This window comes from Zobellella taiwanensis, from assembly GCF_003012795.1.
GTDB classification, from domain to species: domain Bacteria; phylum Pseudomonadota; class Gammaproteobacteria; order Enterobacterales; family Aeromonadaceae; genus Oceanimonas; species Oceanimonas taiwanensis.
This window is the reverse complement of the sequence record NZ_PXYH01000002.1, coordinates 57033-72860: the sequence shown is the minus strand read 5'-3', so window position 1 is coordinate 72860 and position 15828 is coordinate 57033. Positions and strand designations below refer to the sequence as shown.

Sequence of the window (15828 nt, the reverse complement as noted above, 5' to 3'; positions counted from 1 at the left end):
GCTCAGTCCCGGGTGCTGGCCTGCCCGGCCAGATGGGCCTTGAGCAGGTTTTCCGGAGGGGGCGGCAGTTGCAGGTAGTAACCCTGGCTGCGCAAGGCATCGCGGACCTTGTCGATATCGGCCTGGGCCAGGCGGTCGCGGTTGGCCAGGTTGACGATCATCGCCAGTTGCGGGGTACCGAACGTATCGAGCAGGGGGGCGGGAACGCGAGAGAAGTCGTCGCGCCGCTCGACGAAAAGATAGGTCTCCGCCTTTTTGAGGCTTTTATACACTACACACAACATGGAAATTGCTATAATCCGTCGGGTTTATTGCCAGTGGGGATGGCAAACTATAACATCAGCACGACCAATAACAAAAAGGATTGGATCCTCGGGGGAAAGCCGCTTATGGCGGAGCGTGGCATCGAATTAAAAGGCAGTAGTTTTACCCTGTCGGTGGTTCATATTACCGATACCCGTGTCGATCGGGTAAAACAGCAACTTTCCGAAAAAATTGCCCAGGCGCCGGATTTTTTCCGCTCAGCGCCCTTGGTCATCAATATTGAAAAACTGGCGGAACAGCCCGATTTTCCGTCACTGGCAGCCGCCATTCGGGAACTGGATCTGGTACCGGTGGGGGTGAGTGGCGTAGTGGATGACGACACCCGTCGCGCGGTCCGTGCCGCCGGCCTCGCGGTCATGACCTCGGGCAAGATCCCGGCCCAGTCCCCTCCCCCCGCCCTGCTCAACCAGCCCGGCACCAAGGTACACCGTGGCCCGGTACGCTCGGGCCAGCAGGTGTATGCTCCCAACGGCTCCCTGGTGATACTGGGCGCGGTCGGCAATGGCGCCGAGGTCATTGCCGATGACAGCATTCATATTTACGGTCCGTTGCGCGGCCGTGCCGTGGCCGGAGCCAAAGGCAACGACAGCGCCCGCATCTATTGCCAGCAGCTGATGGCCGAGCTGGTTTCCGTGGCCGGCCATTACCAGCTCAGCGACGGCCTGCAGGGTCCCCATTGGGAGCAGGCGGTCAGTATTTCCCTGGCGGGCGAGCAGTTAAAGTTCGACAGGCTCTAATTTCACGACTTTTTAGGAACCCATCATGGCACGAATTATCGTCGTCACATCTGGTAAGGGAGGCGTGGGCAAAACCACCTCCAGTGCAGCCATCAGCGCCGGACTGGCCAAGCTCGGCCACAAGACGGTGGTGATCGATTTCGATATCGGCCTGCGCAACCTGGATCTCATCATGGGTTGCGAGCGCCGGGTGGTTTATGACTTCGTCAACGTCATCAATGGCGACGCCAACCTCAACCAGGCCCTGATCCGCGACAAGCGGGTGGAGCAGCTCTACATACTGCCCGCCTCCCAGACCCGGGACAAGGATGCCCTCACCCGGGACGGCGTGGAAAAGGTACTCAACGATCTGGCCACCATGGGCTTTGAGTACATTATCTGCGACTCTCCCGCCGGCATCGAAACCGGCGCCCTGATGGCGCTGTATTTCGCCGACGAGGCCATCGTGACCACCAACCCGGAAGTGTCCTCGGTGCGCGACTCCGATCGCATCCTCGGTATCCTGTCCTCCAAGTCGCGCCGGGCAGAGCAGAGCGAAGAGCCGATCCGTGAACACCTGCTGCTGACCCGCTACTCACCCGAGCGGGTCAACCGCGGCGACATGCTGAGCGTGCAGGACGTACAGGAGATACTGGCCATTCCCCTACTGGGGGTGATCCCCGAATCCCAGGCCGTCCTCAAAGCCTCCAACGCCGGCGAGCCGGTCATTCTCGACGAAGACTCGGACGCCGGCCAGGCCTATGCCGACACCGTGGCCCGCCTGCTGGGCGAAGAACGCGATTTCCGTTTCCTCGAGGAGGGAAAGAAGGGATTTTTCAGCCGACTTTTTGGGAGTTAACTCATGTCTCTACTGGACTATTTTCGTTCCAAGAAACACCAGAACAGCGCCAAGCTCGCCAAGGAGCGTCTGCAGATCATCGTTGCTCACGAACGTAGCCAGCGGGATACCCCGGATTATTTGCCGCAGATGCAACAGGACATCCTGGCGGTGATCCGCAAATACGTGGAAATCGATCTGGACCAGATCTCGGTCCAGCTCGACCAGAAGGGAGACAACCTGTCGGTGCTCGAGCTCAACATCATGCTGCCCGAGCACGATGACAAGGACAAGGCCAAACCCGCCGCCCCCTGAACCCGGGCGGATGGAACCATAAAGAAGGGAGGCATCGCCTCCCTTCTTTATGGTCAGAGCCGGGTGCTCAACAGCTCGCCCCGCCAGCCCTGCAGCAGGGCCGGTACCACCTCGGTATCCTCTTCCAGCCGCCATTTCCAGCTCAGGTACTGATGGATTAGCCGTTTGGAGGCAATCAGCTCCGCCGGCACTCCGGCCGCCGCCCCCGCCTGCTCAACGATGGCCTTGATGCGCTTGAGTTCCGCCTTGTAGCCGGGATAATCCACCAGCCGGCGCACCGGCTGGGGCCAGCTCTCGGGACGGGCCAGGGCCTGGCGCACCAGCGCCAGCAGGGTGTCACCATGACGCTTGATCTCCATGGGATCCAGCCCCAGGCGGTTAAGCTCGGCCAGGCTGTCGGGAGCCTGCATGGCCACCTCGAACAGGTGAGCTTCCTTGACCACGAAATTCACCGCCAAATCCCGCCGCCGGGCTTCCTCCAGCCGCCACTGGCACAAGCCCTGCAATATGCCCAAAGCCCGCGAGTCGAGCAACCAGGCGTTCTTGATATCCAGATAGGCCAGCGCCGGCTCGGTGCTGATGCCGCGCCGGCGCACCGCCCATTCGCACTCCTGCTCAAACCAGGAGCACAGGCCACGCTGCTCCAGTTGTGCCCACAGGCGCTGGTAAAGGGGGTAAAGATAAATAACGTCATCGGCGGCATAACGCAGCTGCTCCGCCGAGAGGGGGCGGGCCAGCCAGTCGGTGCGGGCGTGGGCCTTGTCGAGGCTGACACCGAGCACTCGCTCCACCAGAGGGGCAAAGCCGAGCTGGGTTCCCATGCCGAGAAAGGCCGCCGCCAGCTGGGTATCGTGCACCCGCGCCGGCAGGGCACCGCTCTGGTGCTGGAACAGCTCGAGATCTTCCCCTCCCGCATGCAGCAGGCAAATCCGTGCCGGGTCGTGCAGCAGTCGCCACAGAGGGGACAGGTCGGTCACCGCCAGGGGATCGATCAGCGCGGTCTTCTGACCATCATATAGCTGGTACAGGCCCGGCTTGGCGTAAAAGGTTCGGGTGCGGACAAATTCGGTGTCCACCGCCAGCAGGGTGGCCGCAGTGGTGCAGAACCCGGCGAGGGTCTGATTGTCGGTGATCTGTATGTAATTCATGAAGGCTCTGGTTAGGGGCAACCCCGGCGGCGGCCCGCCGGGGACAACGCTCAGGCAGCCTGATCTCTCAGCTCCCGGCGCAGTATTTTGCCAACGTTGGTTTTGGGCAGTTCGTCGCGAAATTCTACCATCTTGGGAACCTTATAGGCAGTGAGATATTGCCGGCAGTGGCGGATCAGCGCCCGCTCGTCCAGCTCGCCGCCAGGCTTTTTGACCACCACCAGCTTGACCATTTCGCCGGTTTCGCCACTCGGCACCCCCACCGCCGCGGCCTCCAGCACCGCCTTGTGCAGCATGGCCACTTCCTCGATTTCGTTGGGAAACACGTTGAAGCCGGACACCAGTATCATGTCCTTCTTGCGATCCACTATCTTCAGAAAGCCCTGTTCGTCCATGGTGGCAATGTCGCCGGTGCGCAGCCAGCCGTCATGGAAACTGCGCTCGTCGCGCTCCTGCTGGCCCCAGTAGCCCTGCATCACCTGGGGACCGCGCACTTCCATTTCCCCCGGCGTGTGGCTCAGGCGGATTTCGCGGCCTTCATCGTCCACCAAGCGGACCTCGGTCGAACACACCGGCAGGCCGATGGAGCCGCTGTAGCCTTCCATGTCATAGGGACACACCGTCACCAGCGGCGAACACTCGGTCAGGCCGTAGCCCTCCAGCAGCTTGCAACCGGTAATGGCCTCCCATTGCTCGGCCACCGCCCGCTGCACCGACATACCGCCGCCTATGGTGAGCTTGAGCCGGGAGAAATGGCTGCCCTGAAAATCGGTGTTGTTCACCAGGGCATTGAACAGGGTATTGACCCCGGTCAGGCAGGTGAAGGGATAGGACTTGAGCGCCTTGACGAAGGCCGGGATGTCCCTGGGGTTGGTGATCAGCAGGTTTTGCGCGCCCAGCCGCAGGAACAGCAAGCCGTTCACGGTCAGGGCGAACACATGGTACAGCGGCAGCGCGGTGACCACCTTTTCCTCCCCCGGGGTCAGGCAAGGACCATAAACACCCAGGCATTGCTCCACGTTGGCCAGCATGTTGCGGTGGCTGAGCATGGCGCCCTTGGACAGGCCGGTCGTGCCGCCGGTGTATTGCAAAAACGCCAGGCTGTCGCCGTTGAGTTCGGGCCGGCGGTAGCTCATGGTGCGCCCCCTGGCCATGGCTTCGCGATAGTCAATCCAGGACGACAGATGATGCCTGGGCACCATGTTTTTCACGTGCCGGACCACCAGGTTCAGCAGGGTTCCCTTGAACCAGCCCAGGTGATCGCCCATCCGGGTCAGGATCACGTGCCGCACTCGGGTCTGGCGGATGGCCTTGTCCAGGGTGTGGGCGAAATTCTCCACAATGACGATGGTTTCGGCACCCGAATCCTTGAGCTGGTGCTCCAGCTCGCGCGCGGTATAAAGGGGATTGACGTTAACCACCACCAGGCCGGCCCGCAGGGCGCCGAACAGGCAGACCGGGTATTGCAGCAGGTTGGGCATCATCAGCGCGATGCGTTCGCCGGGCGCCAGCCCCAGGCCCTGTTGCAGGTAAGCGGCAAAGTCCCGGGACAGGGTATCCAGCTCGGCATAGCTCAGGGTACGGCCAAAGTTGGTGTAGGCCGGCCGGCCGGCAAAGTCCGCAACACTCTGTTCGAACATGGCCACCAGTGACGAAAACCGATCCGGATCTATCTCGGCGGGCACGTCCGGCGGGTAGCGGTTCAGCCAGGGTTTGACGGACAGCGGCGCCGGCTCGGCACCCGACAGGGTGTGTTCCATATCAGTCTCCTGCAAGAGCAAGGCAAGGGTCATACACTTGTTTGAAGTTTTAACTCTAGCGCAATCTAACCGCGCGGCGGGTCAATGGCAACAATATCTTAACAACAATGTGACCGCTGACCAGGCCGCCCATCAGCGCCGGCGGTGGTGCCAGTGCCGGATACGCCGCTGTATGCTGCGCTTGCGGCGGCGCTGGTAGAACAGCACCCTGTGGTAGGGCCTTTGGGGATAAATCAACGTATTGGCGCCCTCGTCGGCAGGCTCCTGCTCCGGTGGCGGCTCCCGGTTGCCCACGACGGTCCTATTCCCGGCCCGGCAGTTTCTGCCAGGTCACCTTGTCCCTGAGGTATACCGGCCTGGCCTCGGCGGCGTCGATACCCAGGCCGGCCTGCCAGTCACGCACAGCCTTGGGCAACATGTCGCCGGCCCGGGGATAGGGCTGGGCCTCGCAAAGGCCGTCAACCCGGCCGGCCAGGGCCGGATAGGTAACAAAGCCACTGCCCACGCCCTGTTGCCAGTGGCCTGTGGTCGCGGTAAGAAAAGTCTCCGGCGCCAGCACCTGCTCGGCGGTATCGGCTTCCATCACCCCGTCGCACAGGGCAAAGCCGCCGACGTAGATCTCGCCCATGCGGGCGTCGATGGCGGCCAGGGCCCGCTCGCAGCCGTCATGGCGGTGGGCGCCCTGGGCCAGGGCCTGCAGGTTGGAGACACCCAACAAGGGCAGGCCGGTACCGAAAGCCAGGCCCTGGGCAACACTCAGGGTAATGCGCACCCCGGTGAAGGATCCCGGCCCCCGGCCGAAAGCCAGGGCATCGAGCTGGCCCAGCACCAGGCCGGCTTCGGCCAGCAACGCCTCGACCATCGGCAGGATCAAGTCCGTATGGCCACGGGGGGCGACCTGATAGCGTTCGAGGATGGCGCCATCCTGCCACAGGGCCGCGGAGCAGGCTTCGGTGGCGGTGTCGATGGCCAGGATTCGGGTCATGGGGTATTACTCCAAGGTTGACAAAAATTCAGCCAGCCCGGCCAGGCTGCGGGTACGGGGCATGGCCGGCAGGCTGCGGATAAAGTCGGCGCCGTAGGCCCGGTTGACCAGACGGTTGTCGGTGATCACCAGCACGCCCCTGTCCTCGACATCACGGATCAGACGGCCCACCCCCTGCTTGAGGGTGATAATGGCCTTGGGCAACTGGACCCGGGCAAAACCGTCCTCGCCCCGGCGCAGGCAGTCTTCCAGCCGCGCACTGAGCAGGGGATCGTCCGGCGCGCTGAAGGGCAGCTTGTCGATCACCACACACTGCAGGGCATTGCCGCGCACGTCGATACCTTCCCAGAAACTGCCGGTGGCCACCAGCACGGCGCGGCCGTCCTGGCCAAACTGCTCCAGCAGCCGCACCTTGTTGTCTTCGCCCTGCACCAGTATGGTCCGGTCCAGCCGGGCGCGCAGCACCTCGGCCACTTCGTTCATCACCTGATAGCTGGTGCACAGGAAAAAACTGCCGCCGGGCACCCGCTCCAGGGTACTGACCAGGCTGTTCGCCAGCACCCGGCCCCGGCCGGGCCCGTTGGTCTCGGGCAGGTAACGGGGCACACACAAACGGGACTGGCGAGAGTAATCAAAAGGGCTGTCCAATTGCAAGGTACGGCAGCGCTCGAGCCCGAGATCGGCGCAAAAGTGGGCAAAACTCTCTCCCACGGCCAAAGTGGCGGAGGTAAAAATCCAGCTCACGCCCTCCCTGGCCAGTTCGGCAGAGAACCGCTCGGCCACCGACAGCGGCGTTTTGTGCAGGCCGACATGCAGCCGGCTGCAGTCATACCAATAGGAATAGCCGTTTTCCTCAACCCGGGTCACCGACTCCAGCTGGGTACGCAGGCCGATCAGCCGCTCGAAGCACTGGTCGAGCTGCTCGCCCCGCCCCAGGCACAGCTTGAGCACTTCATGGCAAAATCCCAGGCTGTCCTTCAACCGGGCCAGCGCCTGCCCCACTTCCGGCCGGGCCAGGGCGGGCCTGAGCTGGCCCCGGCCCGCTCCCAGCCCGAAGGCCAGGCGCAAATCCAGGCTGTTGCGCTCCAGTTGATCCGCCGCCTTGCCCAGCTGGGCCATGTCCCTGGCCTCTACCTTCTGGGCCAGGCGCAGGTCCCGCGCCAGCTCGATAAACTGGCGGCTGGACTGGCTTTGACCGAAATACTGGCCGGCAATCTCCGGCAACTGGTGGGCCTCGTCCAGGATATAGGCCTCGGCGTCGGGGATAAGCTGGCCAAAGCCGGTGTCGCGCACCGCCATGTCGGCAAAGAACAAATGGTGATTGACCACCACCACCTGGGCCTCCATCGCCCGGGTACGGGCCTTGACCAGGTGGCAGTCCTGATAATGACCGCAGTCGCGCCCCAGGCAGTTGTCGTTGGTGCTGGTCACCAGCGGCAGTATTTCGCTGCGCTCGGGCAGGCCGGGAATATCGCCCACATCGCCGCTGGTGGTCATCGGCGCGAAACGCCTGACCTTTTGCAAATCGGCCAGGCCTTCGGGCGAAAGCCCGGGCACGGCATCGTCCAGCAACGCCATCCGCTCCAGGCAGAGATAGTTGGCCCGCCCCTTGAGCAGGGCAACCGGCTGGTGATATTCCATGGCCCTGGCCAGGGTCGGCAAATCCCGGTGAAACAGCTGCTCCTGCAGGTTGCGCGAGCCGGTGCTGACCACCACCTTCTTGCCCGCCGCCAGCACCGGGGCCAGGTAGGCATAGGTCTTGCCGGTGCCGGTGCCGGCCTCCACCACCAGGGGGATCTGATCGTGCAGGGCCAGCTCCACCGCCGCCGCCATCTCGACCTGGGCGGCGCGGGGACGAAAGCCGTCGATGGCCCGGGCCAGGGGGCCCTGTTCGGAAAAAAGGGAAGGGCTGGCGTCTTGGTTCACGGGCGGGAATATCCGGTGGCGAAAAACCGAAGTGTACCAAAAAGCGGCCGGCCCGGGGCAGCCTCTTGAACAAGCGCATAAGCATACATAAAATTTACATTTATACGCATCACCGTCCCGACCGGCGGCGGCCTTGAAAATCTTTTGTTTTGGGGTTGGCAAAGCCGTGCCGGCTTGCTAAGGTGAGCCCAGACCATTTGAGAGATTCAGGTTTACCGCCTTTATGAACATCCTGCGCAACGCCAAGCACCATCATCATCCCGACTAGTCTTTCAGGATAGTTATTCTGGAAGACCTTGTGCTTGGCGGCTTCCAGCAGGACAGAAATACCAGACCCTCGGAAGCTTCCCTTCCGGGGGTTTTTCGTTTTTACCGCTTTTACGTTGACAGACAAGGAACAGTACCATGACGCTAGATAAAAACCGCCTGCGCATCGCCATCCAAAAATCCGGCCGCCTCAGCACCGAGTGCCAGCAGCTGCTCAAGGGCTGCGGCGTCAAGCTCAACCTGCGCGAGCAGCGGCTGATCGCCCACGCCGAGAACATGCCCATCGATCTGCTGCTGGTGCGTGACGACGACATTCCCGGCCTGGTGATGGACGGCGTGGTGGATCTGGGCGTGGTGGGTGAAAACGTGCTGGAAGAAACCCTGATGGACCGCCAGGCCCAGGGCGAGGCCGCCGATTACAGCGTGCTCAAGCGCCTGGACTTCGGCGGCTGCCGGCTGTCGCTGGCGGTGGCCGACGACTTCGACTACCAGGGCCCGCAAAGCCTGGAAGGAAAGCGCATCGCCACCTCCTACCCCTGGCTGCTGAAGCGCTACATGGACAACCAGGGCGTGAAGTTCAAAAGCGTGATGCTGAACGGCTCGGTGGAAGTCGCACCCCGCGCCGGCGTGGCCGACGCCATCTGTGATCTGGTCTCCACCGGCGCCACCCTGGAAGCCAACGGCCTGGTGGAAACCGACGTGATTTTCCGCTCCAAGGCGGTGCTCATTCAAAGCGGCAACGCCCTGCCCGCCGGCAAGCAGCAAATCGTCGACAAACTGCTGCCCCGCATTCAGGGCCTGCAACAGGCGCGGGAAAGCAAATACATCATGCTGCACGCCCCCAAAGACAAGCTGGAAGACGTGATTGACCTGCTGCCCGGCGCCGAGCGCCCCACCATCATGCAGCTGGCCGGCGACACCAATCAGGTGGCCATTCACATGGTGAGCAGCGAAGACATGTTCTGGGAAACCATGGAAGGCCTGAAGAGCCTGGGCGCGTCATCCATTCTGGTGCTGCCCATTGAGAAGATGATGGAGTAAACCATGAACACCCTGGACTGGAACCAACTGAGTGCCGCCGAGCAGGCCGCCGCCCTGCGCCGCCCGGCCCTTGCGCAAAGCGGCCGCGAGGCCCAGGTGGCCGATATTATCGCTCGTGTGCGCGATGGCGGCGACGCCGCCCTGCTGGATCTCACCCGCACCCTGGACCGCGCCGAGCGCGACTGCCTTGAACTCACCGACGCCGAAATTGCCGCCGCCGCTGAGCGAGTCAGCCCCGAGCTGAAAGCCGCCATTGAGCTGGCCATCGGCAACATCGAGGCCTTTCACCGGGCCCAGCTGCCCGAAGCCGTGATCCAGGACACCAGCCCCGGCGTGCGCTGCGAGCTGCACTTTCAGCCCATTGAAAAAGTGGGCCTGTACGTGCCCGGCGGCAGTGCGCCCCTGGTGTCGACCGTGATGATGCTGGCCATTCCGGCGCGCCTCGCCGGTTGCGCCCGGGTAGTGCTGTGCTCCCCGCCCCCCATCAACGACGCCATTGTCTACACCGCCAAGCGTTGCGGCGTGGACGCCATTTACACTCTTGGGGGCGCCCAGGCCATTGCCGCCATGGCCTACGGCAGCGAGACCGTGACCAAGGTGGACAAAATCTTCGGCCCGGGCAACGCCTGGGTGACCGAGGCCAAGCAGCAGGTGTCCGGCGACGTGGACGGAGCGGCAATCGACATGCCCGCCGGCCCCTCGGAAGTGCTGGTGATTGCCGACGAATTTGCCGACGCCGACTTTATTGCCGCCGATCTGCTGTCTCAGGCCGAGCACGGCCCGGACTCCCAGGTGATCCTGGTGACCCCGAGCCGGGATTTTGCCGGCAAGGTGGACGAAGCGCTGGCGCGCCAGCTCAGTGCCCTCTCCCGGGCCGACATTGCCCGCCAGGCCCTGGCCGAGAGCCGCACCTTTATCTGCCGGGATCTGGAGCAGGCCGCCGCCATTTCCAATGCCTACGCCCCCGAGCACTTGATTGTGCAGACCGAACACCCCCGCGCCCTGCTGCCGCGCCTGAAAAACGCCGGCTCCATCTTTTTGGGCGCCTGGACCCCGGAGTCGGTGGGGGATTACGCCAGCGGCACCAACCACACCCTGCCCACCTACGGCTATGCGCGCACCTATTCCAGCCTGGGGCTGGCCGACTACCAGCGCCGCTACACGGTGCAGGAGCTGAGCCCCGAAGGCCTGCGCGCCATTGGCCCGGCGGTGGAGCTGCTGGCCGCCACCGAAACCCTGGATGCCCACAAGAATGCCGTCAGCCTGCGCCTGGCAAAATTGGAGAAACAAGCATGAGCCTTACCCAACTGGCCCGCACCCGGGTACAGCAACTGACTCCCTATCAGTCCGCCCGGCGCATCGGTGGCCAGGGCCACGTCTGGCTGAACGCCAACGAAGCCGCCGACAGCGGCCAGTTCAGCCTGAACTGCGAGCGGCTGAACCGCTACCCGGAATGCCAGCCGCCCCAGGTGATTGAACGCTACGCCGCCTATGCTGGCCTGGCCCCCGAGCAGGTGCTGGTGAGCCGGGGCGGCGACGAGGGCATTGAACTGCTTATTCGCACCTTTTGTGAACCCGGTCGCGACAGCATTCTGATTTGCCCGCCCACCTACGGCATGTATGCCATCAGCGCCGAAACCAATGGCGTGAACGTGGTGGAAGTGCCGCTCACCGACAGCCGCCAGCCCGACTTCGACGCCATCATTGCCCGCCTCGGCGAGGTGAAACTGGTGTTTTTGTGCTCCCCCAACAACCCCACCGGGGATCTGGTGGACAGAGCCGGCTTGCTGCGTTTGCTGAACGCCGCCAAGGGCCGCGCCCTGGTGGTGGTGGACGAGGCCTACATCGAATTTTGCCCCGAGCACAGCCAGGCCGACCTGCTGGCCGAGTTTGACGAGCTGGTGATCATTCGCACCCTGTCCAAGGCCTTTGGCCTGGCGGGCATTCGCTGCGGCTTTACCCTTGCCTGCCCCGAGGTGATTGGCCTGCTGCTGAAGGTGATTGCCCCCTATCCGGTGCCGGATCCGGTGGCCCAGATTGCCGCCCAGGCCTTAAGCGAAGAAGGCCTGCTGCTGATGCGCCAACGCGTGGATGAAATCAACCAGCTGAAGGCGGAGTTGGCCGAGGAGCTTTTGCAGCACCCCCAGGTGAACGAAGTGTTCGCCCCTAACGGCAACTACCTGCTGGTGCGCTTTACCCCGGGCAGCGACATGTTTGCCCGCATGAGCCGGGCCGGTATTATATTGCGCGACTTTGCCAGCAGGCCGGGACTGGCCGACTGCATTCGCATCACTATCGGCAGCCGTGCCGAAATGGACGCGGTACGCGACGTACTGCAAAAGGAGCAATAAGTGTCTAAGGAACGCATTCTTTTTATTGACCGTGATGGCACCATGGTGGAAGAGCCGCCGGTGGACAAACAGCTGGACCGGCTCGACAAGCTGGCCTTTCTGCCCAACGTGATCCCAGCCCTGTTGACCCTGCAAAACGCCGGCTACCGGCTGGTGATGGTCACCAACCAGGACGGTCTGGGCACCGACAGCTTCCCTCAGGAAGACTTCGACGCCCCCCACAACCTGATGATGCAGATCCTTACCTCTCAGGGCGTGCGCTTTGACGATGTGCTGATCTGCCCCCACTTTCAGCACGACGACTGCGCCTGCCGCAAGCCGCGCCTCGGCCTGGTAAAAGACTACCTGCAGCAGGGCAAAATCGACTTTACCGACTCCTGGGTAATTGGCGACCGCCACACCGACATGCAGCTGGCGGAGAACATGGGCCTGCCCGGCCTGCACTACGGCCATAACGATCTGGGCTGGGATGAAATCGTGGCCCGGCTCACCAGCCGTGGCCGCATTGCCGAAGTCACCCGCACCACCAAGGAAACCGATATTCGCGTGAGTGTGGATCTGGATCAGACCGGCGGCAGCCAGATCAGCACCGGCCTGCACTTTTTCGACCACATGCTGGATCAAATCGCCACTCACGGCGGTTTTCGCCTGACCGTAAAGGTGGACGGCGATCTGCACATTGACGATCACCACACCGTGGAAGACACCGCCCTGGCCCTGGGCGAGGCATTGCGCAAGGCACTCGGCAACAAGCGCGGCATTGGCCGCTTTGGCTTTGTGCTGCCCATGGACGAATGCGAAGCGGCGGTGACCCTGGATCTCTCCGGCCGGCCCTACATGAAGTTTGAAGGCGAGTTCAAACAGCCCAAGGCCGGCGACCTTACCGTGGAAATGGTGCCCCACTTCTTCCGCAGTTTGAGCGACAGCCTGGCCGCCAACATTCACCTCAAGGTGACCGGCGACAACACCCACCACATGGTGGAAAGCGTGTTCAAGAGCTTTGGCCGCGCCCTGCGCCAGGCCGTGCGGGTGGAAGGCAATGAGCTGCCGTCGAGCAAGGGGGTTTTGTGAAGGTTGTGATTATTGATACCGGCTGCGCCAACCTTTCTTCCGTGCGCTACGCCATTGAGCGCCTGGGCTATGAGGTGACCGTGAGCCGCGACCCGGAGGTGGTGCTGGCCGCCGACAAGCTGCTGCTGCCCGGGGTGGGCACCGCCAAAGAGGCGATGAAAAACCTGCACGAGCGCGGCCTGGTGGAGCTGATTGACCAGCTGCACCAGCCGGTGCTGGGCATTTGCCTTGGCATGCAGATGCTGGTGAAGCACTCGGATGAGGGCGACGTGGACTGCCTGGGCAAGGTGGACGCCGACTGTGTGCACCTGGAAGGGGGCGACGGCATCCGCCTGCCCCACATGGGCTGGAACCAAATCACCCCCATGCCCGGCCACCCGCTGTTCAAGGACATTCCCGAAGGCAGCTTCTTCTATTTCGTGCACTCCTACGCGGTGCCGGTGGGCGAATATACCCTGGCCACCAGCCAGCATGGCCAGGCCTTCAGTGCCGCCATTGGCCAGGAAAACTTCTTTGGCGTGCAATTTCACCCGGAGCGCTCCGGTGCCGCCGGCGCCCAACTGCTGAAAAACTTTCTGGAGCTGTAATGATCATTCCTGCGATAGACCTTATCGGTGGAAAGGTGGTGCGCCTGTATCAGGGCGACTACCAGCAGAAAACCGAATACACCGCCTCCCCCCAGGAGCGGTTTGACCTCTATGTGGCCGAGGGCGCCACCCAGCTGCACCTGGTGGATCTGGACGGCGCCAAGAACAGCAGCGAGCGCCAGCTGGACGTGATTAAAAGCCTGATTGAAAACACCCCGGTGCCGGTACAGATTGGCGGCGGCATCCGTACCGAGCAGGACGTGAAAGACCTGCTCGACATCGGTGCCCAGCGGGTGGTGATTGGCTCCACCGCGGTGAAGAACCCGGAAATGGTGGCCGGCTGGATCAAACAGTACGGCCCTGATCGCATTGTGCTGGCGCTGGACATCAACATCACCGCCGACGGCGAGAAAAAAATCGCCATCGCCGGCTGGCAGGAAGACAGCGGCATCACCATTGAGGCCCTGCTCGAGCACTACCTGCCCGCAGGCCTGTGCCATGTGCTGTGCACCGACATCTCCAAGGACGGCACTCTCACCGGCTCCAACGTGGCGCTGTATCGTGAGCTGGCCGCCCGCTACCCCACCATTTTGTGGCAGGCCTCCGGCGGCATCGGCAACATCGGCGACATTGAGGCGCTCAAGAGCACCGGCGTGGCCGGCGTGATCCTCGGCCGCTCGCTGCTGGAAGGCAAATTCACCGTCAAGGAGGCTATCGCATGCTGGCAAGACGCATAATCCCCTGCCTGGACGTGAAAGACGGCCAGGTGGTTAAAGGTGTGAAATTCCGCAACCACGAAATCATCGGCGACATAGTCCCGCTGGCGGAGCGTTACGCCGCCGAGGGCGCCGACGAGCTGGTGTTTTACGACATCACCGCCTCCAGCCAGGACCGGGTGGTGGACAAGAGCTGGGTGAGCCGGGTGGCGCAGGTGATCGACATTCCCTTCTGCGTGGCCGGCGGCATTAAATCGGTGGAAGACGCGGCCCGCATTCTGGAATTCGGCGCCGACAAGATTTCCATCAACTCCCCCGCCCTGGCCAATCCGGCGCTCATTACCGAGCTGGCCGACACCTTTGGCGTGCAGTGCATCGTGGTGGGCATTGACTCCTACTTTGATGAGGCCACCGGCCAGTATCAGGTGCACCAGTTTACCGGTGACGAAAGCCGCACCCAGGTAACCCGCTGGAACACCTTTGACTGGGTGGAAGAAGTGCAGCGGCGCGGCGCCGGCGAGATTGTGCTGAACGTGATGAACCAGGACGGCGTGCGCCAGGGCTATGACCTGGAGCAGCTGCAGCGGGTGCGGGCCATTTGCAATGTGCCGCTGATCGCCTCGGGCGGTGCCGGCGAAATGGTGCATTTTCGCGATGCGTTTCTGGACGCGGACGTGGACGGCGCCCTGGCCGCCTCCGTGTTTCACAAGGGCATCATCAACATTGGTGAGCTCAAGCAATATCTCAAGCAGGAAGGAGTCGTGATCCGTGATTGATGCCGCCAAACTGGACTGGAGCAAGGTAGACGGCCTGATGCCGGCCATTGTGCAAGACTGCCGCAGCGGCCGGGTGCTGATGCTGGGCTACATGAACCAGGATGCCCTGGCCAAAACCCAGGAAACCGGGCATGTGACCTTTTTCAGCCGCACCAAAAACCGGCTGTGGACCAAGGGCGAAAGCTCCGGCCATGTGCTGAAGCTGAAAGACATCTCCACCGACTGCGATAACGACACCCTGCTGGTGATGGCCGAGCCGGTGGGCCCCACCTGCCATTTGGGCACCGTGTCCTGCTTTAACGAGCAACAGGCCCCGGCGCTGACCTTTTTCGCCGAGCTGGAACAGGTGATCGCCAGCCGTAAGGGCGCAGACCCCAAATCCAGCTACACCGCCAGCCTGTATGCCAAGGGCACCAAGCGCATTGCGCAAAAGGTGGGTGAAGAAGGCGTGGAAACGGCCCTGGCCGCCACCGTGCACGACCACGACGAGCTGGTAAATGAGTCTGCCGACCTGCTTTACCACCTCACCGTGCTGCTGCAACAGGAAGGCCTGGAACTGACCGACGTGATGGCCAAACTCAAAGAGCGCCACAGTAAATAAGCCAGTTTGGAGCGCGGGCTGCCAGCCCGCAACTTGCCGCAACGCGGTAACCTCTCCTCGTTCCCACGCTCCGCGTGGGAATGCACACCAGCCATAAAAGTAACGCCAATCACTGGAGCGCGGGCGGCCCGCCCGCAACTTGCCGCAGCGCGGCAACCCGTCTTTGCTCCACACTCCCCCGTTGCTCGCAAGCCTGCTGATGATGAGCTGCAAAGCCGTGCCACATCGTCGGGCACGGGGCACTACTTCACGACACGCTTCAAGCCCCTCCCTGGGTCGCTCGGCAAATGCATCTGACCGCCATGGATGGTGGGAATGCCGAAAATGCAGGAGCAATTTTCGGCCATGGCATTTGATCGGTCGTGAAGCAGATACCCCGCACCCTCCTCTATGAGCTGTTGATCCG

18 protein-coding genes and 1 other annotated feature are annotated in these 15828 nt (G+C 62.8%); of the genes, 11 read left to right on the top strand and 7 right to left on the bottom strand.

All coding sequences use genetic code 11. The annotated features are described in order from the left end of the window. Positions 1-2 precede the first annotated feature (2 nt). Positions 3-284, bottom strand: a complete 282-nt coding sequence (locus tag C7I36_RS01695; protein WP_106452022.1) for a YcgL domain-containing protein — start codon at positions 282-284, stop codon at positions 3-5. Positions 285-389: 105 nt separating this feature from the next. Between C7I36_RS01695 and minC the strand changes: the two genes are divergently transcribed. The 3 genes from minC to minE are packed head-to-tail and all read left to right on the top strand — an operon-like array spanning position 390 to position 2193. Next, entirely contained in the window at positions 390-1061 is a 672-nt protein-coding gene (gene minC, locus C7I36_RS01690) for a septum site-determining protein MinC (RefSeq protein ID WP_106452021.1), read from the top strand. A 25-nt stretch (positions 1062-1086) separates the two neighbouring features. After that, positions 1087-1899 (top strand): septum site-determining protein MinD, encoded by an 813-nt coding sequence (minD, locus tag C7I36_RS01685; RefSeq protein ID WP_106452020.1) that lies wholly within the window; start codon positions 1087-1089, stop codon positions 1897-1899. Between the two features lie 3 nt (positions 1900-1902). After that, the gene (gene minE / locus C7I36_RS01680) at positions 1903-2193 is read left to right on the top strand and encodes a cell division topological specificity factor MinE (protein WP_106452019.1); all 291 of its coding nucleotides are present in this window, start codon (positions 1903-1905) and stop codon (positions 2191-2193) included. A gap of 53 nt (positions 2194-2246) precedes the next feature. Here the strand turns inward: minE and rnd are convergent, their stop codons facing one another. From rnd to C7I36_RS17195, 6 genes are all read right to left on the bottom strand, one after another. After that, positions 2247-3341, bottom strand: a complete 1095-nt coding sequence (gene rnd / locus C7I36_RS01675) for a ribonuclease D (protein WP_106452018.1) — start codon at positions 3339-3341, stop codon at positions 2247-2249. Between the two features lie 50 nt (positions 3342-3391). Continuing rightward, a complete protein-coding gene (fadD, locus tag C7I36_RS01670) occupies positions 3392-5101 on the bottom strand; it encodes a long-chain-fatty-acid--CoA ligase FadD (protein ID WP_146137294.1) in 1710 nt (569 codons plus the stop codon). Positions 5102-5233: 132 nt separating this feature from the next. Further along, a complete protein-coding gene (locus tag C7I36_RS17365) occupies positions 5234-5395 on the bottom strand; it encodes a hypothetical protein (protein ID WP_181256266.1) in 162 nt (53 codons plus the stop codon). A gap of 7 nt (positions 5396-5402) precedes the next feature. Next, positions 5403-6086: a tRNA (adenosine(37)-N6)-threonylcarbamoyltransferase complex dimerization subunit type 1 TsaB gene (gene tsaB / locus C7I36_RS01665; protein WP_106452016.1), complete on the bottom strand. Its 684-nt coding sequence runs from the start codon at positions 6084-6086 to the stop codon at positions 5403-5405. 6 nt (positions 6087-6092) lie between these two features. Continuing rightward, the gene (gene yoaA, locus C7I36_RS01660) at positions 6093-8012 is read right to left on the bottom strand and encodes a DNA repair helicase YoaA (RefSeq protein ID WP_106452015.1); all 1920 of its coding nucleotides are present in this window, start codon (positions 8010-8012) and stop codon (positions 6093-6095) included. Between the two features lie 109 nt (positions 8013-8121). Next, positions 8122-8406: a hypothetical protein gene (locus C7I36_RS17195; protein WP_146137293.1), complete on the bottom strand. Its 285-nt coding sequence runs from the start codon at positions 8404-8406 to the stop codon at positions 8122-8124. Further along, positions 8256-8380, top strand: a sequence feature (His leader region). Its footprint overlaps the gene before it by 125 nt. A gap of 11 nt (positions 8407-8417) precedes the next feature. Here C7I36_RS17195 and hisG point away from each other — a divergent pair. From hisG to hisIE, 8 genes are read left to right on the top strand one after another with little or no spacing between them, the layout of a single operon-like run. Continuing rightward, complete coding sequence (gene hisG, locus C7I36_RS01655) at positions 8418-9320, top strand: ATP phosphoribosyltransferase (RefSeq protein WP_106452014.1); 903 nt, start codon at positions 8418-8420, stop codon at positions 9318-9320. Positions 9321-9323: 3 nt separating this feature from the next. Then, the gene (gene hisD / locus C7I36_RS01650) at positions 9324-10616 is read left to right on the top strand and encodes a histidinol dehydrogenase (protein ID WP_106452013.1); all 1293 of its coding nucleotides are present in this window, start codon (positions 9324-9326) and stop codon (positions 10614-10616) included. After that, positions 10613-11671, top strand: a complete 1059-nt coding sequence (gene hisC / locus C7I36_RS01645; protein ID WP_106452012.1) for a histidinol-phosphate transaminase — start codon at positions 10613-10615, stop codon at positions 11669-11671. Before hisD ends, hisC begins: the two co-directional genes overlap by 4 nt. Beyond that, entirely contained in the window at positions 11672-12742 is a 1071-nt protein-coding gene (gene hisB, locus C7I36_RS01640; protein ID WP_106452011.1) for a bifunctional histidinol-phosphatase/imidazoleglycerol-phosphate dehydratase HisB, read from the top strand. Next, on the top strand, positions 12739-13329 hold the full coding sequence (gene hisH, locus C7I36_RS01635; RefSeq protein ID WP_106452010.1) for an imidazole glycerol phosphate synthase subunit HisH: 591 nt from the start codon (positions 12739-12741) through the stop codon (positions 13327-13329). Before hisB ends, hisH begins: the two co-directional genes overlap by 4 nt. Next, a complete protein-coding gene (hisA, locus tag C7I36_RS01630; RefSeq protein WP_106452009.1) occupies positions 13329-14066 on the top strand; it encodes a 1-(5-phosphoribosyl)-5-[(5-phosphoribosylamino)methylideneamino]imidazole-4-carboxamide isomerase in 738 nt (245 codons plus the stop codon). The genes hisH and hisA overlap by 1 nt, the downstream gene beginning before the upstream one ends. After that, complete coding sequence (gene hisF, locus C7I36_RS01625; RefSeq protein WP_106452008.1) at positions 14048-14821, top strand: imidazole glycerol phosphate synthase subunit HisF; 774 nt, start codon at positions 14048-14050, stop codon at positions 14819-14821. Before hisA ends, hisF begins: the two co-directional genes overlap by 19 nt. Continuing rightward, positions 14814-15422 carry a bifunctional phosphoribosyl-AMP cyclohydrolase/phosphoribosyl-ATP diphosphatase HisIE gene (hisIE, locus tag C7I36_RS01620; RefSeq protein ID WP_106452007.1) on the top strand — a complete coding sequence of 203 codons (609 nt, stop codon included), beginning with the start codon at positions 14814-14816 and terminating at the stop codon, positions 15420-15422. Before hisF ends, hisIE begins: the two co-directional genes overlap by 8 nt. Positions 15423-15828: the final 406 nt, after the last annotated feature.

Coding starts and splice junctions, on each gene's coding strand:
- C7I36_RS01695 (WP_106452022.1), bottom strand. CDS start 284: ATGTTGTGTGTAGTGTATAAAAGCCTCAAAAAGGCGGAGACCTATCTT.
- minC (WP_106452021.1), top strand. CDS start 390: ATGGCGGAGCGTGGCATCGAATTAAAAGGCAGTAGTTTTACCCTGTCG.
- minD (WP_106452020.1), top strand. CDS start 1,087: ATGGCACGAATTATCGTCGTCACATCTGGTAAGGGAGGCGTGGGCAAA.
- minE (WP_106452019.1), top strand. CDS start 1,903: ATGTCTCTACTGGACTATTTTCGTTCCAAGAAACACCAGAACAGCGCC.
- rnd (WP_106452018.1), bottom strand. CDS start 3,341: ATGAATTACATACAGATCACCGACAATCAGACCCTCGCCGGGTTCTGC.
- fadD (WP_146137294.1), bottom strand. CDS start 5,101: ATGGAACACACCCTGTCGGGTGCCGAGCCGGCGCCGCTGTCCGTCAAA.
- tsaB (WP_106452016.1), bottom strand. CDS start 6,086: ATGACCCGAATCCTGGCCATCGACACCGCCACCGAAGCCTGCTCCGCG.
- hisG (WP_106452014.1), top strand. CDS start 8,418: ATGACGCTAGATAAAAACCGCCTGCGCATCGCCATCCAAAAATCCGGC.
- hisD (WP_106452013.1), top strand. CDS start 9,324: ATGAACACCCTGGACTGGAACCAACTGAGTGCCGCCGAGCAGGCCGCC.
- hisC (WP_106452012.1), top strand. CDS start 10,613: ATGAGCCTTACCCAACTGGCCCGCACCCGGGTACAGCAACTGACTCCC.
- hisA (WP_106452009.1), top strand. CDS start 13,329: ATGATCATTCCTGCGATAGACCTTATCGGTGGAAAGGTGGTGCGCCTG.
- hisF (WP_106452008.1), top strand. CDS start 14,048: ATGCTGGCAAGACGCATAATCCCCTGCCTGGACGTGAAAGACGGCCAG.